Source organism: uncultured Gemmiger sp., from assembly GCF_934561205.1.
In the GTDB taxonomy this organism is placed as follows: Bacteria; Bacillota; Clostridia; order Oscillospirales; family Ruminococcaceae; genus Gemmiger.
Window position 1 is genome coordinate 119,496 of sequence record NZ_CAKTFU010000003.1, and the last position, 22,975, is coordinate 142,470.

The 22,975-nt window shown below is 58.7% G+C and carries 16 protein-coding genes; 15 read left to right on the forward strand and 1 reads right to left on the reverse strand.

Annotated elements, in window-relative coordinates:
• Positions 1-64: 64 nt before the first annotated feature.
• The 4 genes from Q0I19_RS02950 to Q0I19_RS02965 are packed head-to-tail and all read left to right on the forward strand — an operon-like array spanning position 65 to position 4,258.
• Entirely contained in the window at positions 65-1,021 is a 957-nt protein-coding gene (locus Q0I19_RS02950; RefSeq protein WP_294758045.1) for an ABC transporter ATP-binding protein, read from the forward strand.
• A complete protein-coding gene (locus tag Q0I19_RS02955) occupies positions 1,018-1,881 on the forward strand; it encodes an ABC transporter permease (RefSeq protein ID WP_294758043.1) in 864 nt (287 codons plus the stop codon). The genes Q0I19_RS02950 and Q0I19_RS02955 overlap by 4 nt, the downstream gene beginning before the upstream one ends.
• A gap of 18 nt (positions 1,882-1,899) precedes the next feature.
• Entirely contained in the window at positions 1,900-3,318 is a 1,419-nt protein-coding gene (locus Q0I19_RS02960; RefSeq protein WP_294758041.1) for a Gldg family protein, read from the forward strand.
• A 10-nt stretch (positions 3,319-3,328) separates the two neighbouring features.
• Positions 3,329-4,258, forward strand: coding sequence for a DUF4340 domain-containing protein (locus tag Q0I19_RS02965; RefSeq protein ID WP_294758040.1), 930 nt, complete (start codon positions 3,329-3,331; stop codon positions 4,256-4,258).
• A 63-nt stretch (positions 4,259-4,321) separates the two neighbouring features.
• On the opposite strand, the gene Q0I19_RS02970 is transcribed toward Q0I19_RS02965, so the two are convergent.
• Positions 4,322-6,004, reverse strand: a complete 1,683-nt coding sequence (locus tag Q0I19_RS02970) for a phospho-sugar mutase (RefSeq protein ID WP_294758039.1) — start codon at positions 6,002-6,004, stop codon at positions 4,322-4,324.
• Positions 6,005-6,210: 206 nt separating this feature from the next.
• Between Q0I19_RS02970 and Q0I19_RS02975 the strand changes: the two genes are divergently transcribed.
• The 11 genes from Q0I19_RS02975 to rpoC all read left to right on the forward strand — a co-directional run bounded on the left by Q0I19_RS02975 (position 6,211) and on the right by rpoC (position 22,879).
• Positions 6,211-6,888, forward strand: coding sequence for a hypothetical protein (locus tag Q0I19_RS02975; RefSeq protein ID WP_294758036.1), 678 nt, complete (start codon positions 6,211-6,213; stop codon positions 6,886-6,888).
• Positions 6,881-7,405 (forward strand): YqeG family HAD IIIA-type phosphatase, encoded by a 525-nt coding sequence (locus Q0I19_RS02980; RefSeq protein WP_294758034.1) that lies wholly within the window; start codon positions 6,881-6,883, stop codon positions 7,403-7,405. The genes Q0I19_RS02975 and Q0I19_RS02980 overlap by 8 nt, the downstream gene beginning before the upstream one ends.
• Before the next feature lie 12 nt (positions 7,406-7,417).
• Positions 7,418-8,227 (forward strand): VanW family protein, encoded by an 810-nt coding sequence (locus tag Q0I19_RS02985; protein WP_294758032.1) that lies wholly within the window; start codon positions 7,418-7,420, stop codon positions 8,225-8,227.
• Positions 8,228-8,238: 11 nt separating this feature from the next.
• The gene (locus Q0I19_RS02990; protein WP_294758030.1) at positions 8,239-9,774 is read left to right on the forward strand and encodes a YifB family Mg chelatase-like AAA ATPase; all 1,536 of its coding nucleotides are present in this window, start codon (positions 8,239-8,241) and stop codon (positions 9,772-9,774) included.
• Positions 9,775-9,946: 172 nt separating this feature from the next.
• Entirely contained in the window at positions 9,947-10,153 is a 207-nt protein-coding gene (gene rpmE, locus Q0I19_RS02995; RefSeq protein ID WP_294758368.1) for a 50S ribosomal protein L31, read from the forward strand.
• Positions 10,154-10,248: 95 nt separating this feature from the next.
• A complete protein-coding gene (locus tag Q0I19_RS03000) occupies positions 10,249-10,866 on the forward strand; it encodes a YigZ family protein (RefSeq protein ID WP_294758028.1) in 618 nt (205 codons plus the stop codon).
• A 99-nt stretch (positions 10,867-10,965) separates the two neighbouring features.
• The gene (locus Q0I19_RS03005) at positions 10,966-11,967 is read left to right on the forward strand and encodes a deoxyguanosinetriphosphate triphosphohydrolase (RefSeq protein ID WP_294758026.1); all 1,002 of its coding nucleotides are present in this window, start codon (positions 10,966-10,968) and stop codon (positions 11,965-11,967) included.
• Between the two features lie 37 nt (positions 11,968-12,004).
• Complete coding sequence (gene dnaG / locus Q0I19_RS03010; RefSeq protein ID WP_294758024.1) at positions 12,005-13,792, forward strand: DNA primase; 1,788 nt, start codon at positions 12,005-12,007, stop codon at positions 13,790-13,792.
• Between the two features lie 52 nt (positions 13,793-13,844).
• Positions 13,845-14,942, forward strand: coding sequence for an RNA polymerase sigma factor RpoD (rpoD, locus tag Q0I19_RS03015; protein WP_294758022.1), 1,098 nt, complete (start codon positions 13,845-13,847; stop codon positions 14,940-14,942).
• A 462-nt stretch (positions 14,943-15,404) separates the two neighbouring features.
• The gene (locus tag Q0I19_RS03020) at positions 15,405-19,229 is read left to right on the forward strand and encodes a DNA-directed RNA polymerase subunit beta (RefSeq protein ID WP_294758020.1); all 3,825 of its coding nucleotides are present in this window, start codon (positions 15,405-15,407) and stop codon (positions 19,227-19,229) included.
• A 47-nt stretch (positions 19,230-19,276) separates the two neighbouring features.
• A complete protein-coding gene (gene rpoC, locus Q0I19_RS03025; protein WP_294758019.1) occupies positions 19,277-22,879 on the forward strand; it encodes a DNA-directed RNA polymerase subunit beta' in 3,603 nt (1,200 codons plus the stop codon).
• The last annotated feature ends 96 nt before the right edge of the window (positions 22,880-22,975 follow it).

A 22,975-nucleotide genomic window follows, 5' to 3' on the forward strand; every position in this document is an offset into this window, starting at 1 on the left:
ACGCACAATTTTCACATTTATCTTTTATAATAAAAAATGAATTGTTGCAGAGGGGGAATCCGATTTGCTGGAGATTCAGCATCTTGTCAAGCGGTACGGCAGCAAAACTGCCGTCGATGATTTGTCGTTTACCATACAAAACACAGGCGTTTACGGCCTGTTAGGCCCCAACGGCGCGGGAAAATCCACCACCATGAACATTGTCACGGGGTATATTTCGGCAACGGGCGGCACGGTTCTGGTGCAGGGGCACGACATTGTGGAGCAGGCGGCCGCCGCCAAGCGCTGCATCGGCTACCTGCCCGAACAGCCGCCGCTGTATACCGATATGACCGTGGAGGAATATCTGCGCTTTGCCGCAGAGATCAAGGGCGTACACCCCAAAAAGCTGCGCAGTGAAACCGTGCAGCAGGTCTGCGACCGCGTAGGGCTGCAGGGAACGGAAAAACGTCTGATCCGCAATTTGTCCAAGGGCTACCGCCAGCGGGTGGGCATTGCCGCCGCGCTGCTGGACGAGCCGAAAATCATTATACTGGACGAGCCTACCGTCGGGCTGGACCCCGCGCAGGTTCTGGAGGTGCGCAGCCTGATACGCGAACTGGGCAAGACCCACACAGTCATTTTGTCCAGCCATATTTTAAGCGAAGTGCAGTCAATTTGTGACGATGTGCTGATATTGGCGCACGGCAAACTGATTGCCCGCGGCACACCGCAGCAGCTGGCGCAGCGTCTTGCCGCCAAGGGCAGTATTGCGGCCACGGCACAGGGCACCCGCGAGGACGTTTTGCGGGCGGCGTCCGGTGTGGCAGGGCTGCAGAACATCACGGTTACAGAGGAAGAAAACGGCGAGATCAGCTTTACCGCCGAAAGCGCTGCGGGGGCCGATTTGCGCGGTGCGCTCTCGCAGGCGTTGGCAGCGGCCGGCTGCCCCGTTCTGCGCCTGAGCGCGCAGACCGCCAGCCTGGAAGATGTATTTTTGCAGCTTACCGAAACTGCACCTGCCGAGGAGGAACAGCCATGACAGCCATTTTTAAGCGGGAATTCCGCAGCTATTTTACCGGTATGGTCGGCTATGCCGTGGCAGCGGTCAGCCTGTTTTTTCTGGGGCTGTACTTTACCAACCGCAATCTTTTGTATCAATCCTCTGATTTCGCGGGCGTTTTGTACACAACTACGTTGATTTTGCTGTTTCTTTTGCCGGCAATCAGTATGCGTTCTTTTGCGGAGGAACGCCGTGCCCGCACCGACCAGCTGCTGCTGACAAGCCCTGTCAGCATACCCGCAATCGTGGCGGGCAAGTTTCTGGCGCAGCTGGCGGTGTTCTGTGTGCCGCTGACGGCAGCTGCCGTTATGCCGCTGATTTTAACGGCGTTTGGCAAAGTTTCGCTGATATCCGCCTACGCCGCGCTGCTGGGATACATTCTGCTGGGCGGCGCCTGTCTTGCGGTGGGAACGTTTATCTCCTGCCTGACCGAAAACCAGATCGTCGCGTATCTTGCGAGCTTTGTGGTGCTGCTGATCGCCTACTTAATGAACGGCATCAAAACCATGTTCACCTCCGGCAACATTCTGGCGTTTGTGGTGTTCGCCTTGGTGCTGCTGGCAGTCAGTGTGGCGGTGGGGGTGCTCTGCAAAAATATTCTGGCGGGCGCGGGTGTGCTGGCTGTCGGCGCAGCGGCGCTGTTTGCGCTGTTTATCTTGCGCCCGACGTGGCTGCTTTCTGCCTTTGATGCGGTGCTTACGGCGCTGGCACTGTTTGCCCCCTATGCCGAAATCGTCGGCGGGTCGTTCAGCCTGCCCGTGATTTTGTATTATCTTTCGGTCATCGGCGTGTTTCTGTTTTTTACAGGGCAGACGCTGGAACGCCGCCGCTGGAATTGACACAAGGGGTGCTGTAATATGAAAAAATGCAAGTTGAAACACGGCAGCACCAAGGCGCTGCGCCACGGGTTGGCCTCGGTATTGCTTTCGGCGCTGGTGCTGGCGGCGGTCATTTTGGCCAACCTGGTGCTGCGGGCACTGCCTACCCAATATACAGAGTTTGATATCTCCACCAGTGCACTGTCCACCCTGACGGCAACCACCAAAACGCTGCTGCAGGGGCTGGACACCGATGTCACCGCCTATTACTTGGGCGAATCCGGGCAGGAGGATGGCAACATTACCCGCCTGCTGAACCGTTATGCGGGCGAAAGCACACACTTTACCTGGCAGCAGCGCGACCCCGTGCTGTATCCCACCTTTGCGGCGCAGTATCCGGGGGCTTCGGCGGACGCGGTGGTGCTGGTCTGCGGCGATAACTACGAGGTGCTGAACTACTCCGGCGATTTGTATGAGCTGGACCTTGACACTTATTATGCCAGCGGCAGTCAGGTCTACACCTTTACCGCCGAAAACGCGCTGACGGGAGGTATTTCCCGTGTTGTGCAGGGGGTCAGCCACACCGTGTACGAGCTGACGGGTCATGGCGAGACAGCGCTGGCAACCGATTTTACCGATACCCTGAAAAACGGCGGTATCACGGTGCAGACGCTCAACCTGACCACCGCGGGCAGCGTGCCGGAGGATGCCGAGGCGCTGATTTTGAATACGCCCCTCAATGATCTGACCGATGCCGAGACAGCCCTGCTGACCGACTATATCCAAAAGGGCGGCAAGCTGTTTGCGGCAACGGATTTCACTGCCGATATGCCGAATCTGACCGCCGTGCTGGCTCTCACCGGTATGGAGACTCAGCCGGGCATTTTGGTAGAGACCGACGCCAACCATTACCCCTACGGCTACCCGCAGACTTATCTGTTGCCCGCCATTGCATCGGGCGAGGTCACGGCGGGGGTATCCGGCAGCATTATGGCGTACACGCCCTTCGCGCAGGGGATATTGGCAGTGGACGATGAAAACTGGACCTACACCGACGTGCTGACCACAAGCGAAACCGCCTATGCGATGCGCGACTACCTGACGGCTGACGAACTCCAAAAGGGAGAAAACGACCCCGAGGGCTGCTTTGCCGTGGCAATGGCAGCCCAAAGCGGCGTGACCGATGCCCGCGTGGTGTGGGTGAACTGCCCGAACTTTTTGTCCGCCACGGCAAACCAAAGCGTGTCGGGCGGCAACGCGCAGGTGTTCGGCAGCGCCGTCAACTGGCTGATCGGGCAGGAAAACACGACTGTCATTGACGGCAAAAGTCTGAGCGCCGAAAGCCTGCAGGTGTCTGCGGGTGCGGCTGCCGGGCTGGGGCTGCTGTTCACGCTGGGGCTGCCCATTGCCGTGCTGGCGGCGGGCGCCGTGGTATGTACCCTGCGCCGCCGCAGATAAGGAGGTTTCCATGCAACGCACAAAACTGTTTTGGCTGGGCGGCCTGGCTGCCGTTGTGGCCTTGCTGGCGGGTGTGCTGGTGTTTTTGACCCAAAACGACACGCAGGACACACTTCTGCCGCTCTGCCCTTATGCCGCCGAGGAAATCACAGCCCTGAGCTATGCCGGCAGCGGTGTCGAGGCTGATTTTGCCAAGGGCAGCGACGATGTCTGGCGGCTTTCCTCCGACCCGACGCTGCCGCTGCAGCAGACCATGGTCGAAAGTACCGTCGAAAGCTATGCCGTGCTGAACGCAAGCCGTAAGCTGGCGGGGGACGAACTGGCCGAGCTGCCCGCGCGCAGCGAAACCCCGCTGATGACCTTTTCTGTCGGGGCAGGGGATAAAACGCTTTCCTACACGGTGGACAGTCTCAATGCCGTCACCGATACCTACTATGTTTACGATGCGGACGGCAATGTCTATGTGGTTGCCAAAAATGACCTGGTAACGCTGTGCAAGTCGCCGCGCAAATACTATAAAGCGCAGACACTTACCGAGTATCAGACCGCCGACATTGCCAAGATGCAGGTCAACGACCTTTGTTTTGCACAGACCGACGGCAGCTGGACGCTGGACGACGATGCCGCGGCAGCCATAGACCAGAGCGCTGTCAACAAGATGGCGGCCACCCTTTTGCAGGCCCAGACCCAATGGACCGTTACCTCCCCGCAGGACGACAGCGTTTACGGCCTGGATGCGCCCGATGTGCGCGCCACCCTGACCTTTACCGACGGCTCCTCGCTGACGGTGGTTTTCGGTGCCCTTTGCCCCGAAAGCGAGGGGGAGAATCTTTGCTATATGGCCGCCGACTGCACCCCCACCGTGGTGTATGAGGTCAGCGCTGCCTACAAGGAGGCCTTTGCCGTAACCAGGGAAAGCCTGCTTGTACAGGAAGAATAACCGCAAAAAAGCCCCGCCGAACCTGTTGCAGGTATCGGCGGGGCTTCGTTTATTTTGGGTATATTATGCCAGCAGCGGCTTTACGGCTTCGGCCAGCTTTTCCTTCTGGGCCTCGGCTTCGGCAAGATCCTTGCCCTTGGTGGTGAAGTAAGTCTTGATCTTCGGCTCGGTGCCGGAGGGGCGAATCACCACGGTGGCACCGCTTTCCAGCGTGTAGATCAGCACGTTGGCAGCGGGCAGGCCGGTTTCCTCGGGCTTTTTGTAGTCCACGGTCTTGACCACGGCGTCACCGTCAAAGTCCTTCGGCGGGTTGGTGCGCAGGTTGGCCATGATGCCGGCCATCTTGTCCATGCCGGACAGGCCGGGGAACTCAAAGCTGTCGACCTTGTTCAGGTAACGGCCGTACTCGGCATAGATGCGCTCCAGCTCTTCCTTGATGGAGCTGCCCTGCGCACGGTAGTAGGCAGCCATCTCGCAGATCAGCATACTGCCGATGATGGCGTCCTTGTCGCGGACATAGGGGCCTGCCAGGTAACCGTAGCTTTCCTCAAAGCCGAAGATAAAGCGGTCGACCTCGCCGTTCGCCTCCAGCTTGGCGATCTGGTCGCCGATCCACTTAAAGCCGGTCAGCACGTTGCGGCACTCCACGCCGTAATGCTCGGCGACCTTGTCCGCCAGCGGGGTGGACACGATGGACTTGCACATAACGGGGGCTTTGGGCATGGTGCCCTGCTCGATGCGGCCTGCGCAGATGTAGTCCAGCAGCAAAACGCCGACTTCGTTGCCGGAAAGCAGCTCATAGCTGCCGTCCTTGCACTTGACGGCAATGCCCACGCGGTCGGCGTCGGGGTCGGTGGCCAGCATCAGGTCGGCGCCGGATTTCTCGGCCAGCTCCAGACCCAGGCGCAGCGCCTCAAAAATTTCGGGGTTGGGGTAGGGGCAGGTGGGGAAGTTGCCGTCCGGCTTTTCCTGTTCGGGCACGATGGTGATATCGGTAATGCCGATGTCGTGCAGGACATGGGTCACGGGTACCAGACCGGAGCCGTTCAGCGGGCTGTACACCAGCTTGAGCCCGGCCGTCTTGCAGATGCCGGGGCGGATGGAGCGCGCCTCAATGGCTTCGTACAGGGCGTTGATGCAATCCTCGCCCACATACTCGATCAGACCCTGTGCAAGACCCTCCTCAAAGGCGATGCGCTTGGCACCGGTCAGGATATCGGTTTTCTGGATCTCGGCATACACGATGTCGGCGGCTTCGTCGGTCATCTGGCAGCCGTCTGGACCGTAAGCCTTGTAGCCGTTGTACTTGGCGGGGTTGTGGCTGGCCGTGACCATAATGCCGGCGTTGCAGTGGTAGTAGCGGGTGGCAAAACTCAGGGCGGGCACAGGCATCAGGGCGCTGTAAATACGCACCTTGATACCGTTGGCGGCTAGAACCTCGGCGGCCGTGCGGGCAAACAGGTCGCTCTTGATGCGGCTGTCATAGCTGATGGCAACGGTCTGGCTGCCGCCCTGGGTCTTGACCCAGTTGGCAAGACCCTGCGTAGCCTGGCTGACAACGTAAACGTTCATACGGTTGGTGCCTGCGCCGATCACACCGCGCAAACCGGCGGTGCCGAACTTCAGCGCCACGGCAAAGCGGTCCTGAATGGCGGCATCGTCATCCTTGACGCTTTCCAGTTCTGGCTTCAGATCTGCATCGCACAGATCGGCAGCCAGCCAGCGGTCATACATTTCTTTATACATAGGTAACGCACCTGCTCTTTCGCAAAATTTACCGCATAATTTGTGGTAGCTTATACTAAATATACCAACTTTGACCGTGCGTGTCAATCGAATTTTGGCTAATTTTGCCCATTCTTTGCGAATCTTTTTTACATCTTTAGCCCTTGCAAAACAACAGGTTCAAGTGTATATTGATTAGTAGTATGTATGGATAAGCGGGGCTGACTATGAAAAACACTTCTGAATTGATCGTTATGCTGACATATAATGACTGCACGGTGCCCAACGCAGCCGAAGTTTTTGAACAGTGCAGGGAAACCCGCGCCCGCTGTTGGGGCTTTAAGGAGCAGGGGATTCCCTTTTCTGAGATGCAGGCGCTGTTTGCCCGCATGAAGGCCTGCGGTAAAACCACCTTTCTGGAAGTGGTTTCCTACACGGAGGAAGAATGTCTGCGCGGGGCACAAACAGCCGCAGCCTGCGGCTGTGATTATCTGATGGGCACACTGTTTTTCGATTCGGTCAATGCAATCTGTCGCAAAAACGGTGTGCGCTACATGCCCTTTGTGGGGCAGGTGACGGGTCGTCCCTCGGTACTGCACGGTACAGCGGAAGAAATGATTCGTCAGGCGCAGCGCTGTCTTGCCAAGGGCGCTTACGGCATTGATCTTTTGGGCTACCGCTACACAGGAAACGGCGCGGCGCTGAACCGTGCGTTCACCGCCGCCGTGCCCGGCCCCGTTTGCATTGCGGGCAGTGTCAACAGCTATGCGCGGCTGGAAGAACTGCGCCAAACGGCCCCCGCTTATTTTACCATCGGCAGTGCCTTTTTTGACCACGCTTTCGGGCAGGATATTCCGGCCCAAATCGATGCGGTCTGTCGTTTTATGGAGGTCGGACATGCTTGAAATGCTGTATCCGTCGGCGTATCTGCCCGACGTGTTTTCCATCGATTACCCCAGGCTGCATGCCCTGGGCTATCAGGGTGTCCTGTTTGATATCGACAATACCCTTGTTCACCATGGGGACGATGCCACGCCGGAAATCGAGCAGCTTTTTGCCTACCTGCACAGCCTTGGGCTGAAAACACTGCTGTTCTCGGACAATTCATGGCAGCGTGTCGAACGGTTCAACCGAAATATCGGTGCGCCGTTTCTGGCAGAGGCCGGCAAGCCCGACCCCGCCGCCTGCCGTAAAGCCGCCGCCATGCTGGGCCTGACGGAATCGCAGGTCGTCTGCGTGGGGGATCAGATTTTCAAGGATATTCTCGGTGCCAACCGCTGCGGCATGGCAAGCATTCTGGTGGATTTTATCCGCCTGCCGGACGAAAAACATTTCGGCAAACGCCGCGCCGCCGAGAAGGTCATTCTGTGGTTTTACCGAAAAAACCGGCGCTGTTACAACCGTCTGGGCATTGCCCGCTAAGGAGAGCACGCTATGTTTTGTGATATCAACCCGACCTGCTATAAAATCGCGCTGCAAAAGGAAATCTGCAAGCGCCATATCAAAAATTTCCTTGCGCATGTCAACTACGCCAAGACCCATCAAACCGCACCGCTGCCGCAAATCGTTTCATCGTGCAGTTCACATTTGATCAAGCGCGGCAAGGACATCGACCCTGTCCTGCAGGAAAACAAGGCGGTCAACATTCGTCTGGCAAACCAAAGGCTGAACGGTATCCTGATACGTCCGGGCGAGACTTTCTCTTTTTGGCAAATCGTCGGAAAGACCACCAAGCGCAAGGGCTATCGGGACGGTCGTATTCTGATGCGCAACCATCTGCTGCCGGGTATCGGCGGAGGACTGTGCAACCTGGCCAACACCATACACCGTGTGGTACTGCTCAGCCCTATGACGGTAACGGAATTTCACAGCCATTCCGATGCGCTGGCTCCCGATGAGGGCGCGCGGGTGCCGTTCAGCTCCGGCACGTCGGTGTTTTACAATAATGGTGATTACCGTTTTCGGAACGATACGGACCAGACATTTCAGCTGCTTTTGTGGTGCGATGCCGATAACCTCTACGCCGAGCTGCGCTGTGAGCATGCCTTGCCCCACAGCTATCGCATTGTTGAGGAAGGGCATCACTTCCAAAAAGAAGGCGACAATTACTATCGCGTATCGAAAATTTACAAGGAAACTCTGGACGCCGTCACAGGTGAGGTCACAGCGCGGGAGTTGGTATTGGACAATCACTCGCAGGTCATGTATGACCCAAGCCTGATCCCCGACGTTCAGTTACTATAAAGAGGTGGCTTATGTATGCAAAGGTGAACAGCCTGGGCGTTGCCGGGCTGAACGGATATACCGTGCAGGTCGAAACCGACCTGTCGGGCGGGCTGCCGCAGTTTACCATGGTAGGCTTGCCGGATTCCGCCGTAAAAGAAAGCAGTGAGCGTGTGCGCAGTGCGCTGAAAAACCTGCATTACCAGTGGCCGGCCAGCCGCATCACGGTCAATCTGGCACCCGCCGATGTGCGCAAAACAGGCCCTGTTTACGATCTGCCGGTGTTTATCAGCATTATGGCGGCACAGGGCAAGCTGCCCGCCGTAAGTGCGGAGAGTGCCTTTCTGGGTGAGCTGGGTCTGGACGGTACACTGCGCCCTGTCAACGGGGTGCTGCCTATGGCGCTGGCCGCCGTGCAAAACGGCGTCAAGGAGCTGTTTCTGCCCGCTGAAAACGCCGCCGAGGCGGCCGTTGCCAAGGGGCTGACGGTCTATCCCGCCCGCACGGCGCAGCAGGTCGTTTTGCATTTGTGCGGTGCCGAAAAGCTGACCCCCGCCGAACCGACCGGCTACGATGCCGACGGCGTCTGGCTGGGGCCTGACATGGCCGACGTGCGCGGGCAGCTTGTGGCGCGCCGCGCGCTGGAAGTGGCTGCCTGCGGCGGGCACAATCTGGTGTTCGTAGGTTCGCCCGGCAGCGGCAAGAGCATGCTTGCCAAGCGTCTGCCCGGCATCCTGCCGCCGCTGACCTATGAGGAGGCCGTCGAAACCAGCGCCGTCTACTCGGTGGCGGGGCTTGTGCCCAACGGCAAGGGCTTGGTGCGCGCGCGTCCCTTCCGCAGCCCGCACCACAGCGTAAGCGCCACAGCCATTGCGGGCGGCGGCAGCGTACCTCGTCCGGGCGAGGTGAGCCTGGCACACAACGGGGTGCTGTTTTTGGACGAACTGCCGGAATTTTCCCGCGAGGCGCTGGAAGTTCTGCGCCAACCGCTGGAGGACGGTATCGTCACCGTCAGCCGTGTGCACGGCAGCGCTACCTACCCCTGCAAATTTATGCTGGTGGCGGCCATGAACCCCTGCAAATGCGGCTATCTGGGCCACCCCACGCGCCCGTGCAGCTGCACGCCCAGCGCGGTGGACCAGTATTTGCGGCGCATTTCGGGACCGCTGATGGATCGCATTGACCTGCATGTCCATGTTGAGCCTGTGGCTTACGGCGACCTGGCGCAGGCGGCAGACGGGGAGTCCAGCGCCGCCATACGCGCCCGTGTTGCCGCTGTGCGCAAACTTCAGCGTGAGCGCTACAAGGCACTGCCCGGTGTCTACTGCAACGCCCAGCTGCCGGGCAATCGGCTGCGGCAGTTCTGCCCGATGACCCCCGCCGCCGAGGCTGTGCTGCGCGCCGCTTTTGAGCGCATGGGGCTGAGCGCCCGCGCCTACGACCGCATTTTGCGGGTGTCCCGCACGGTGGCGGATATGGACGGCAGCGAGGTGCTGGACAGCCGCCATATTGCCGAGGCGGTGCAGTACCGCAGCCTGGATCGCCGCTTTACCCCTGTTTCTTTATAAAAGGGCTTGACAAACGTCGATTTGCCTGCTATAATATTTCAGCAATCGTTCAGATGGCTGCTCCATTCGCACAGGATGGCGGGTGCTGGTAGCCTCAAACAGGAGATTGTGATGAGCGCATATATTGAGTATGGCTCCTATTGTCATGATCGAGAAAGAGGTGAAATTTACCATGAAGCAGGGCATCCATCCCAAGTATGTGGACTGCACCATTACCTGTGCCTGCGGCAACGTGATTCACACCCGTGACACGAAGTCCGAGATCCACGTCGAAGTTTGCAGCAAGTGCCATCCTTTCTACACCGGCAAGCAGAAGCTGGTCGATACCGGTGGCCGTGTTGAGCGTTTCAAGCGTCGTTACGCCAACGTCAACAAGTAATTTGTTTGCAATGTACCCCAGATGGAAACATCTGGGGTTTTTTGTGTACCTGCCGTTTTTTGCGGCGCGGTCAATTTTTTACAGCAGGTGTTTTTATGGCAGACTACAAAACTTTGCGCGGTACCGCCACTTTTGAATACGAGGAAAAGCGCAGCCGCTTTATTGCCACGGCAGCCTTTGCCGATACCGAGGAAAAGGCTCTGGCTGTGCTCAACGCCGTGCGCGCGGCCAACCGCACGGCGCGGCACAACGTCTATGCCTATGTGCTGCAAAACGGGCGCACCCGCTATTCTGACGACGGCGAGCCCGCCAAGACCGCAGGCACCCCCGTGCTGGAGACCATCCACCACGCCGAGGTGTCCGATGTTATCGTCGTGGTAACGCGGTATTTCGGCGGCATTCTGCTGGGCACGGGCGGGCTGGTGCGCGCCTACACCGCAGCGGCGGCGGGCGCACTGCAAAATGCCGAGCTGGTCAGTATGCGGCTGGTGGTGGATTGCAGCATCCGTGTGCCGTATGCCATGTACGAGCAGGCGCAGCGCTGCATCCAGGCTGCCGAAACCCGCTTGGACGAGCCGGTGTTTGACGATGCCGTGACCCTGCGCTGGCGTATGCCGGCAGGGGCGGAAAACGCCCTGTGTGCTGCCCTGCGCGAGCTGATGCGCGGCACAGCGGAGGTGGAAATTTCCCAGCCGCTGTACGCGCCGTTTTGACGCAAAAAATTTACATTATAAAAGTGCTGCCAAAAAAGAGTGTTTTTTGCAGATTTGTCGTATTTATAATTAGAGAAGTATGCAAGGGAGGAATGTTGTGTGACCATACGCGAGCAGACCCAGGCACTGGAGCGCGAAACCCTTAGCCGTTACGCCACCTTGAGCGAGAACAGCAGGGGACGCCGCAGACCTGAACCCGATGACCCGCTGCGGCCCTGCTTTCAGCGCGACCGCGACCGTATTCTGCACTGCAAATCCTTTCGGCGGCTCAAGCAAAAAACACAGGTGTTTCTTTCCCCTGAGGGGGATCACTACCGCACCCGCCTGACCCACACGCTGGAGGTCAGCCAGATCGCCCGCACGATCGCCCGCGCCCTGCGCCTGAACGAGGATCTGACCGAGGCTGTCGCCCTGGGACACGATTTAGGCCACACGCCCTTCGGCCATGCGGGGGAACGCGCACTCAACCGCCTTTGCCCCGACGGCTTTACGCATTATCGGCAAAGCCTGCGGGTTGTGGATTTCCTGGAAAAAGACGGCGAGGGGCTGAATTTAAGCTGGGAGGTGCGCAACGGTATCGTGACGCACACTTCCGGCACCTGGGCGCGCACGCCGGAAGGCTGTGTTGTGCGCCGTGCCGACCACATCGCCTTTCTGAACCATGACATAGAGGACGCCGTATCGGCGGGGGTGCTGAACCCCGAAAGCCTGCCGCGGGAGGCTACCGCCGTGCTGGGCACCACGAAATCCCGACGCATTACGACGATGATCACCGATTTGATCGAGCACAGCGGCAACGGGCAAATCAATTTTTCGCCGGAGATCGAGGCGGCCTACACTGTGCTGAAGGACTTCATGTACGCCACCGTCTATGTGGACAAGGAGGCCAAGCGCGAGGAGAAAAAGGTGGACAAGCTGGTGGCCGAGCTGTACGAGCGCCTTTGCGAGCAGCCCGACCTGATGCCCAACTTTTATCTGCAGATCGCCTACAACGAGGGCGTTGACCGCGCCGTCACCGATTACATCAGCGGCATGAGCGATGAGTTCGCCACCCGCCTGTTTGAACAGTGGTTTGTGCCGCAAAAATGGAGCGTCCTGTAAAAATACGCTGCAACGCTGAAGCAAGGAGGTGCAGCTTGTGATACCGCAAGAATATATCCAGGAAGTTGTCCGCCGCAATGATATAGAAGAAGTCATCGGCCAGTATGTCCAGCTGCGCCGACGCGGGCGCACGTTAAGCGGGCTTTGTCCGTTCCACAACGAAAAAACCCCCTCCTTTGTGGTGTACCCCGACACCCAGAGCTTTTACTGCTTTGGCTGCGGCGCGGCGGGGGACGTCATCAATTTTGTACGCAAGTACAACAATTTAAGCTATGTCGAGGGTGTGAAGCAGCTGGCCTCCCGCGTCGGTATGCCCCTGCCGGAGGAGGACGACCAGGAGTCCCGCGCCCGCCAGCGCCTGTTGGAGATCAACCGCTGCGCCGCCCGCTATTTTTATGAGCAGCTCAACGCCGAAACGCCCGAAGCTGCCCTGGCCCGCCGCTACTGGAAAGAAAAGCGCGGCCTGACCGACGCTACGATCCGCCGTTTCGGCCTGGGCTATGCGCCGCAGGATTTCGGCGGGCTGCTGCACTATCTGCGGCGGCGCGGTTTCAACGAAAGCGAGCTGGAACATTCGGGGCTTATCAAGCGCAGCGAGAAGGGCAATCTGTATGACATCTTCCGCCACCGCGTCATGGTGCCCATCATCGACGTGCGCGGGGCGATCATCGCCTTCGGCGGCCGTGTGCTGGACGATTCCAAGCCCAAGTACATCAACAGCCCCGAAACGATGGTCTACCACAAGTCCCGCACGCTGTTTGCCCTGAATGTGGCGAAAAAATCATCGAACAAACGCTACATATTATGCGAAGGGTATATGGATGTCATTGCCATGCACGTTGCCGGCTTTGACACAGCCGTCTGCGCCTGCGGCACGGCGCTGACCTCCGAGCAGGTCAAGCTGCTGAGCGAATACGCCGACGAAGTCGTCCTTTGCTATGACTCCGACGAGGCCGGACAAAAGGCCACCGAGCGCAGCCTGACACTTTTTGCCAACAGCTCGGTCAAGGTCAGTGTGTTGAGCTATCAGGGGGCTAAAGACCCCGACGAGTTCATAAAAAAATACGGCCGTGACCGCTTTGAAATGATTTTGAACGGTACCGCCAACCCGACCGAATTCCAGCTGAAAAAGGCCAAGGCCAAATATGACCTGCGCAGTGACGACGGCCGGCTGAACTACCTGCAGGAGGCCATCGGCGTACTGACAGCGCAGGGGGTGACCCCGACCGCGCAGGACGTTTACGCCGGACGCCTGGCGGAGGAAACCGGCGTTTCCAAGCAGGCTATTTCGGCGCAGCTCAAGGGCGCGGTGCACTCGGCCGAGCGCCGCAGTTACCGCAAGGAGCAGCGCGGCCTGGCAGGGCAGGGGATAGCCGCCGATATCCGTGTGCCTTACACCCAAGGCGGGGATTCGGCTCTCGGTGCAGCCAGCGCCGGACGCCAGTTGGCTGCCGCGCTTTTACAAAACCCGGAGCACATCCCGTATGTGCGCGCCCGCCTGGATATGTCCACCGTCGTGCTGCCGGAGATACAACAGGCTTTGCAGGCGATTTTCCGCTGCGTCGACGAGCAGCTGCCCCTCAACGTCACCACGCTGCAGCAGCTGCTGGACGAAAAAGCCTTTCAGCAAATCATGCTGGCACAGGCACAAAACCACGACCACCGTCTGAACCGACAGGATATAGATATGTATCTGGAACGGCTGCAAACGATAAAACCGCTGAGCCAGCAGGTGGCCGGCACGGCAGATGACCGCTTTTTGCAGATGTTTTCCGAACTGAAAAAAGCCAAGGGCGTAGCCGATACGCCCGAATCCGAACCCTGATATCCGCGATATTTTGCGTACCGTATATATAAAACCAAAGGAGAATCTACTTATGGCAGAAAAGAAAGATCCCGTCCGCAGCCTGATCGAGACCGGCCGCCGTGCCGGTAAGCTGACCAACACCGAAATCGGCGACGCCATGGAGGAAAGCGGCCACGTTCTGGACGTGGAAGCCATGGAAAAGCTCTACGAGGAGCTGGAAAGCAACGGCATTGAGGTCGTGGATGACGACCCCATCGACCCCGCCGATGCCGGACTGCTGCACGAGGAAGGCGGCGAGGAATTTGACGACGCCCTGAACACCGACGGCATCGCCATCGATGACCCCGTTAAGGTCTACCTGAAGGAAATCGGCCGCGTGCCGCTGCTCAGCCCTGAGGAGGAAATTGATCTGGCGCTGAAAATTCAGGCCGGCGGCCCCGATGGCGAAAAGGCCAAGCAGCGCCTGAGCGAGGCCAACCTGCGTCTGGTCGTTTCCATCGCCAAGCGCTATGTGGGCCGCGGCATGCAGTTCCTTGACCTGATTCAGGAGGGCAACCTGGGTCTTATCAAGGCGGTCGAAAAGTTCGACCACACCAAGGGCTTTAAGTTCTCTACCTACGCCACCTGGTGGATCCGTCAGGCCATCACCCGCGCCATCGCCGACCAGGCGCGCACCATCCGCATCCCCGTGCATATGGTCGAGACCATCAACAAGGTCAAGAAGGTTTCCAGCCAGCTGCTGCATGAGATGGGTCACGACCCCAGCGCCGAGGAAATTGCCGAGCGTCTGGAAATGCCCGTGGACAAGGTGCGCGAGATCATGCGCGTAGCCCAGGAACCCGTCAGCCTGGAAACCCCCATCGGTGAGGAGGAGGACAGCCACCTGGGTGACTTCATCCCCGACGATGACGCCCCCATCCCTGCCGAGGCTGCCAGCCAGACCTTGCTGAAGGAGCAGCTGGCCGATGTGCTCAAGACCCTGACCCCGCGTGAGGAAAAGGTCCTGCGCCTGCGCTTTGGTTTGGAGGACGGACGCCCCCGCACCCTGGAGGAGGTCGGCAAGGAGTTCAACGTCACCCGTGAACGTATTCGCCAGATCGAGGCCAAGGCGCTGCGCAAGCTCCGCCACCCCAGCCGCAGCCGCAAACTGCGCGATTTCCTGGATTGATAAAAAGCTAGTCTAAGGGCTGCACCCGCACAGGGTGCAGCCCTTTTTGCACCGTTTGCCGCGTTTTGTCAAGTGCCAACATCACCGAAATGTTGCCGTGCACCTTGTATAAAATGCCCAAAACATCGCACAAGAATACCGTTTAAGAATTTGTCAAGTAACGCAAAACAGGGCAAAATCGTCAATTTGCCGAAAATAAGCTACACGCTGCCGGGCGTTTAATGGCAAGTAAAAAACTTGTCAAAAACCTTGAAAAAGGCTTGACAGCAAGCCTTTTCCCGTGTATACTGGTACAGTATCAAAAAAATGGAATAGAGCGCCCTAAAGGGATTTCACAAAAACGGCAAAATTCAAAAGTTTGTGAAAAACGCCGAATATATCCCGTTTTACTGCGGTTTCTTTGGAGCGCTTTCGCCAATTCTCTACACCAAAAAACTTACGGAATAGGAGTGGTCGCGTTTTATGGTAAAGGTCAAGCCCGTACAAAACGGCAGAACGACCCGCATGAGCTTCTCCCGAATCAACGAAGTGATCGGTATGCCCAATCTGATCGAGATTCAGAAGAACTCGTACAACTGGTTCCTGCAGGAGGGTCTGCACGAAGTATTCCACGATATTGCCGCTATTGAGGACTATACCGGCAATCTGGTTCTGGAATTCATCGACTACCGTCTGGACAAAAACCCCAAGTATACCATTAAAGAGTGTAAAGAACGGGATGCCACATACGCGGCACCTCTGTACGTTACCGCCCGCCTGCTGAACAAGCAGACCGGCGAGGTCAAGGAGCAGGAAATCTTCATGGGTGACTTTCCCCTCATGACCGATTCCGGTACCTTTATCTCCAACGGTGCCGAGCGTGCCATCGTTTCCCAGTTGGTGCGTTCTCCCGGCGTGTTCTACGGCTCCAGCAAGGACCGTACCGGCAAGGATCTGTTCACCGCCACCATGAACCCCAACCGCGGCGCATGGCTGGAGTACGAGACCGATTCCCAGGACGTTTTCTATGTCCGTATCGATAAAAACCGCAAGCTGCCTGTCACCACCCTGATTCGCGCCTTGGGTCTTTCCACCGACGAGCAGATCAAGCAGTTCTTCGGCGATTCCGAGCCTAAGATCAACGCTTCTCTCGAGAAGGACATCACCCACAATACCGAGGAAGGCCTGCTGGAGGTTTACCGCAAGCTGCGCCCCGGCGAGCCTCCGACGGTCGAAAACTCCCGTGCTCACCTCGACTCGCTGTTCTTCGATGCCCGCCGCTACGACCTGGCTCGTTTCGGCCGCTATAAGATGAACAACAAGCTCGGCCTGGCCCGCCGCATTGCCGGCTACAAGGCTGCCGAGGACATCATCGCCCCCCTGACCGGCGAGCTGCTGGCCGCCAAGGGCGAGAAGATCAACATCGAAAAGGCCAATGAGATCGACGCTGCCGGTGTTACCCGCGTTCTGATCCTGGTCGAGAAAAAGGGCGAGGAGCCGCATCCCTTCATCGTCATTTCCAACGGCTATGTCAATGCCCAGCCCTTCTTCAGCTTTGACGTTGAGGCCGAGGCCGGCATCAACGAGCGCGCCAACTTTGCCGAGATCCGCAAGATCCTCGACGCCACCTCCGACCCTGAGGAACAGAAGGAACTGCTGCGTCAGAACCATGACATTCTGATCAGCCGCACCGTCACCGTAGACGATATCTTTGCCTCCATCAACTACCTGCTGGGCCTTGACCACGGCATCGGCGTCACCGACGAAATCGACCATCTGGGCAACCGTCGTGTGCGCAGCGTCGGTGAGCTGCTGCAGAACCAGTTCCGCATCGGTTTCTCCCGCATGGAGCGTGTCATCCGCGAGCGCATGACCCTGCAAAATCAGGAAAACGGTGAGATGACCCCGCAGAGCCTCGTCAACATCCGCCCCGTCGTCGCCGCCATCAAGGAGTTCATCGGTTCCAGCCCGCTGTCTCAGTTCATGGACCAGAACAACCCTCTGGCCGAGCTGACCCACAAGCGTCGTCTGTCCGCCCTGGGCCCCGGCGGTCTGTCCCGTGACCGCGCAGGCTTCGAAGTCCGTGACGTTCACTACACCCACTACGGCCGTCTGTGCCCCATTGAGACCCCCGAAGGTCCCAACATCGGCCTGATTTCCTACCTGGCTACCTATGCCAAGATCAACAAGTACGGCTTTGTTGAGGCACCTTACCGCAAGGTCGACAAGGAGACCGGCGTTGTCACCGATGAGGTCGTCTACATGACCGCCGATGTCGAGGACGAATACATCGTCGCGCAGGCCAACGAACCTCTGGACGAGAACAACCGCTTTGTCCGTCCCCGCGTTTCCGGCCGTCATCGCAACGACATTCAGGAATTCGACGCATCTCAGGTCGATTACATGGACGTTTCTCCCCGTATGATGGTCTCTGTAGCTACCGCCTGCATCCCGTTCCTGGAGAACGACGACTGTAACCGTGCCCTGATGGGTTCCAACATGCAGCGTCAGGCTGTGCCTCTTATGGTCACCCAGCAGCCCATCGTCGCCACCGGCATGGAGTACAAGGCCGCTACCGACTCCGGCGTCTGCATCCTGGCAGCACGCCCCGGTACCGTTGAGTACGTCGACGCCGAAAAGATCATCGTCCGCTGTGAGGACGGCTCCGCCGACACCTACGAGATGATCAAGTTCATGCGTTCCAACCAGGGCAACTGCAACAACCAGCGTCCCATCGTCGAGGTGGGCGACACCGTCAAGGAAGGCGATGTACTGGCTGACGGTCCCGCCACCAAGAACGGCGAGATCAGCCTGGGCAAGAACGCTCTGGTCGGCTTTATGACCTGGGAAGGCTACAACTACGAGGACGCCGTTCTGCTGAACGAAAAGCTGGTGCGTGAGGACGTCTACACCTCCATTCATATTGAGGAGTATGAGACCGAGGCCCGCGACACCAAGCTGGGACCTGAGGAAATCACCCGCGATATCCCTAACGTCGGCGACGAGGCCCTGAAGGACCTGGACGACCGCGGCATTATCCGCATTGGTGCCGAGGTCAAGACCGGCGATATCCTGGTCGGCAAGGTCACCCCGAAGGGCGAGACCGAGCTGACCGCCGAGGAGCGCCTGCTGCGCGCCATCTTCGGTGAGAAGGCCCGCGAAGTCCGCGACACCTCTCTGCGTGTGCCCCACGGTGCCTACGGTATCGTTGTGGACATCAAGGTGTTCACCCCCGAAAACAGCGACGAGCTGCAGCCCGGTGTGCGCATGTGCGTGCGCTGCTACATCGCCCAGAAGCGCAAGATCAGCGTCGGCGATAAGATGGCCGGCCGTCACGGCAACAAGGGCGTTGTTTCCCGCATCCTGCCGCAGGAGGATATGCCTTTCCTGCCCGACGGCACCCCGCTGGACATCGTTCTGAACCCCCTGGGCGTTCCCTCCCGTATGAACATCGGTCAGGTTCTGGAAGTCAACCTGGGCTATGTTGCCAAGGCTCTGGGCTGGAAGGTCCAGACCCCCGTCTTTGACGGTGCCCACGAATCCGACCTGCGCGATTGCTTTGCCCAGGCCCGCGAGAACTGGCACGGCGAGAATGCGCCCGAATATCCCACCGCTTTGCCGCGTCTGATGGGCGAGAAGGGTCATATCATCGACTTCTCCAAGATCGATTTGACCGACGACGGCAAGACCACCGTCTATGACGGCCGTACCGGTGAGCAGTTCCCCAACAAGGTCACGGTAGGCTACATGTACTACCTCAAGCTGCATCACCTGGTCGACGATAAGATCCATGCCCGTTCCACCGGTCCCTACTCCATGGTCACCCAGCAGCCTCTGGGCGGCAAGGCGCAGTTCGGCGGCCAGCGTTTCGGCGAGATGGAAGTCTGGGCGCTGGAAGCTTACGGCGCCGCTTACACCCTGCAGGAGATCCTGACCATCAAGTCCGACGACGTCGTGGGCCGTGTCAAGACTTACGAAGCCATCGTCAAGGGCGAGGACATCCCGCGCCCCGGTATCCCCGAGAGTTTCCGCGTTATGCTCAAGGAACTGCAGAGCCTGGGTCTGGATATCGTTGTGCAGGATAAGGAAGGCAACGCTGTGGATATGCGTCAGGAATTTGACGATGACGACAGCAGCTTTGAGAACAGCGACTACGATATTGGCGACAATGTTATGGTTGAGAGCGAGCTGCAGGACGATTACAGTGTGAAGGATGCCGATGACGGCTTTGATGAGGATCTGGACGAGGATAACGAGCCCAGCGCCGACGATCTCGCCGCCATTGAGTCGGATTCTTTCGACGACTAATTAGAACTGTAACGTAAGTCATACTTGAATTTGAGAGGGTTCGCTGAATGGAAAATAAAGAATTCGATTCGATTAAGATCGGCCTTGCCTCCCCGGATCAAATCCGTGCCTGGAGCTATGGCGAGGTCACCAAGCCCGAAACCATCAACTACCGCACCCTGAAGCCGGAGCGCGACGGCCTGTACTGCGAGCGCATTTTCGGACCTACCAAGGACTGGGAATGCCACTGCGGCAAGTACAAGCGCATCCGCTACAAGGGCAAGATCTGCGACAAGTGCGGCGTTGAGGTTACCCGTGCCAAGGTGCGCCGCGAGCGTATGGGCCACATTGAACTGGCCGCGCCCGTTTCCCACATCTGGTACTTTAAGGGCATCCCCAGCCGTATCGGCCTGATGCTGGACATCAGCCCCCGTCAGTTGGACAAGGTTCTGTACTTTGCCAACTACATCGTGACCGATCCCGGCTTTACTCCGCTGGAAAAGAAGCAGCTTCTGACCGAGCGCGAGTACAAAGAAATGCGCGAAAAGTACGAGGATACGTTTGAAGCCGGTATGGGTGCCGAAGCCATCCAGAAGCTGCTGGCCGAGATCGACCTGGAAAAGCTCAGCACCGAGCTGCGTGAGGAGCTGGAAAAATCCAACGGTCAGAAGCGTGTCCGTCTGCTGAAACGTCTTGAGTGTGTCGAGAGCTTCCTCGAGAGCAAGCAGCGCCCCGAGTGGATGATCATGACGGTCATCCCCGTCATTCCGCCGGATCTGCGCCCCTTGCTGCAGCTGGACGGCGGCCGCTTTGCCACCTCCGACCTGAACGATCTGTACCGCCGCGTGATCAACCGCAACAACCGTTTGAAGCGTCTGCTGGAGCTGGGTGCCCCCGATATCATCGTGCGCAACGAAAAGCGCATGCTGCAGGAGGCTGTTGACGCCCTGATCGACAACGGCCGCCGCGGCCGCCCCGTCACCGGCGCCAACAACCGCGCCCTCAAGAGCCTGTCCGACATGCTCAAGGGCAAGCAGGGACGTTTCCGTCAGAACCTGCTGGGCAAGCGTGTTGACTACTCCGGCCGTTCCGTTATCGTTGTCGGCCCCGAACTGAAGATGTACCAGTGCGGTCTGCCCAAGGAGATGGCACTGGAGCTGTTCAAGCCCTTCGTCATGAAGGACCTGGTCGAGAAGGAAAAGGCCAACAACATCAAATCTGCCCGCAAGATGGTCGAGCGCGCCCGTCCCGAGGTCTGGGACTCTCTGGAAACCGTCATCAAGGGCCACCCCGTACTGCTGAACCGTGCACCTACGCTGCACCGTCTGGGCATTCAGGCCTTCGAGCCTGTCCTGGTCGAGGGCCGTGCCATCAAGCTGCACCCGCTGGTCTGCACCCCCTTCAACGCCGACTTCGACGGCGACCAGATGGCTGTGCACCTGCCCCTGTCCACCGAGGCTCAGCGCGAAGCCAAGATGCTGATGCTGGCTTCCGGCAACCTGCTCAAGCCCTCTGACGGCGAGCCCGTCACCGTGCCCACGCAGGATATGATCCTGGGCAGCTACTACCTGACCCTCGTCAACCCCGACGATAAGGGTCACGGCAAGATCTTCCGCGATGAGGCCGAGGCCATGATGGCCTACTCCGAGGGTCTTATCACCCTGCAGGCTCCCATCAAGGTGCGCCGCACCCTGACCTTCAACGGGGTAGAGGAGAGCGCTCTGGTCGATACCACCATGGGTCAGATCATCTTCAACACCCCCATCCCGCAGGATCTGGGCTATGTGGATCGCAACGATCCCGCCACCAAGTTCGACTACGAGATGAACCCCCGCACCCTGAAGATCGCATCCGGCGGCAAGAGCGACAAGCTGACCAAAAAGGGTCTGCCTGACATTATCTCCCGCTGCCTGACCAAGCACGGCACCAAGACCTGCGCCATGATGCTGGACGCCATCAAGGCACAGGGCTATAAATACTCTACGCTGTCCGCTATCACCGTCGCTGTTCCCGATGCCATTATGCCTGAGGAAAAGCCGGAAATTCTGGCCGCTGCCGATAAGAAGATCGAGAAGGTCATGAAGAACTTCAACCGCGGTCTTATCTCCGACGAGGAGCGCTATCGCAGCACCGTTGCCATCTGGCAGCAGGCTACCGAGGAAGTTTCCGAGGCTTTGAGCAACAACCTGAAGAAGAACCACCAGCGCAACCCCATCTACATGATGTCCGATTCCGGCGCCCGTGGTTCTATGGACCAGATCAAGCAGCTGGCCGGTATGCGCGGTCTGCTGGCCAACACTGCCGGTAAGACGCTGGAAATGCCCATTCGCGCCAACTACCGTGAAGGTCTGAACATTCTGGAATACTTCATCTCCTCCCGTGGCGCCCGTAAGGGTCTGGCCGATACCGCTCTGCGTACCGCCGACTCTGGCTACCTGACCCGCCGTCTGGTCGATGTTTCTCAGGAGGCCATCATCCGCGAGGAGGACTGCCACGCCACCGAGGGCATCTGGGTCCGCGAGATCAGCGAAGGCAACTCCGTCGTTGAATCCTTCAAGGAGCGTCTGAACGGCCGTTATGCGCTGCATGACGTCATGGATCCCGCTACCGGCGAGCTGCTGGTCAGCAAGGACAAGATGATGGATATGTTCGACGCCGAGAAAATCGCCAACGCCGGCATCACCGAGCTGGAGATCCGCTCCGTCATGACCTGCCGTGCACACGTCGGCGTCTGCGCCCGCTGCTACGGTTCCAACATGTCCAACGGCCAGTGCGTCCGCGTGGGTGAGTCTGTCGGTGTTATCGCCGCCGAGTCCATCGGTGAGCCCGGCACCCAGCTGACCATGCGTACCTTCCATACCGGCGGTATCGCATCGGCCGAAGATATCACGCAGGGTCTTCCCCGTGTTGAAGAGCTGTTCGAGAGCCGCCGTCCCAAGGCCATGGCCATCATGTCCGAGATTGCCGGCACCGTGCACATCGACGACACCAAAAAGACCCGCCATGCCGAGATCAACGGCGTGGACGAGAACGGCGCACCCATCACCAAGAGCTACCTGATTCCCTTCGGTCAGCGTCTCAAGGTCATGGAGGGCGACGAGGTCGCCAAGGGTGCTCTGCTTACCGAAGGCCATGCCTATCCGCAGGATATCCTGGCCGTTCAGGGTACTGTCGCCACCCAAAACTATCTGATCAGCGAAGTTCAGAAGGTTTACCGTCTGCAGGGCGTTGATATCAACGATAAGCATATCGAGATCATCGTCCGCCAGATGATGCGTAAGGTCCGCATTGAGGATTCCGGCTCCAGCGACTTTATCGTAGGCAGCGTGGTCAACCGCCGCGATGTCATGATCAAGAACGAGGAGATCCAGGCCCGCATCGACGCCGGCGAAACCGACCTCAAGCCGATTCGCGCCAGCCAGATCCTGCTGGGCATCACCAAGTCCAGCTTGGCCACCGACTCCTTCCTGTCTGCCGCATCCTTCCAGGAGACCACCCGTGTCCTGACCGATGCCGCCATCAAGGGCAAGGTCGACCCGCTGGCCGGTCTGAAGGAGAACGTCATCATCGGTAAGCTGATTCCCGCAGGCACCGGTCTGCCGGAGGTTGAAGCTGAACTGGAACAGGCAGAGATCGAGCGCGACGCTGCCGAAGCCGCTTATGACCACTGATTTGTAACCTGCAAAGGCTCCCGCCGCAAGGCGGGAGCCTTTTTGTATACTGCCGCACAGTCGTCGCCTGTTGACGTACACTCACCGCGGGTATAT

Bases quoted from the DNA above. Each gene is read 5' to 3' on its own strand.
- Q0I19_RS02970 (WP_294758039.1), bottom strand. From the start codon at position 6,004: ATGTATAAAGAAATGTATGACCGCTGGCTGGCTGCCGATCTGTGCGAT.
- rpoD (WP_294758022.1), top strand. From the start codon at position 13,845: ATGGCAGAAAAGAAAGATCCCGTCCGCAGCCTGATCGAGACCGGCCGC.
- rpmE (WP_294758368.1), top strand. From the start codon at position 9,947: ATGAAGCAGGGCATCCATCCCAAGTATGTGGACTGCACCATTACCTGT.
- Q0I19_RS02965 (WP_294758040.1), top strand. From the start codon at position 3,329: ATGCAACGCACAAAACTGTTTTGGCTGGGCGGCCTGGCTGCCGTTGTG.
- Q0I19_RS02975 (WP_294758036.1), top strand. From the start codon at position 6,211: ATGAAAAACACTTCTGAATTGATCGTTATGCTGACATATAATGACTGC.
- Q0I19_RS02990 (WP_294758030.1), top strand. From the start codon at position 8,239: ATGTATGCAAAGGTGAACAGCCTGGGCGTTGCCGGGCTGAACGGATAT.
- Q0I19_RS02960 (WP_294758041.1), top strand. From the start codon at position 1,900: ATGAAAAAATGCAAGTTGAAACACGGCAGCACCAAGGCGCTGCGCCAC.
- Q0I19_RS02985 (WP_294758032.1), top strand. From the start codon at position 7,418: ATGTTTTGTGATATCAACCCGACCTGCTATAAAATCGCGCTGCAAAAG.
- Q0I19_RS03020 (WP_294758020.1), top strand. From the start codon at position 15,405: ATGGTAAAGGTCAAGCCCGTACAAAACGGCAGAACGACCCGCATGAGC.
- Q0I19_RS03000 (WP_294758028.1), top strand. From the start codon at position 10,249: ATGGCAGACTACAAAACTTTGCGCGGTACCGCCACTTTTGAATACGAG.
- Q0I19_RS02980 (WP_294758034.1), top strand. From the start codon at position 6,881: ATGCTTGAAATGCTGTATCCGTCGGCGTATCTGCCCGACGTGTTTTCC.
- Q0I19_RS02955 (WP_294758043.1), top strand. From the start codon at position 1,018: ATGACAGCCATTTTTAAGCGGGAATTCCGCAGCTATTTTACCGGTATG.
- rpoC (WP_294758019.1), top strand. From the start codon at position 19,277: ATGGAAAATAAAGAATTCGATTCGATTAAGATCGGCCTTGCCTCCCCG.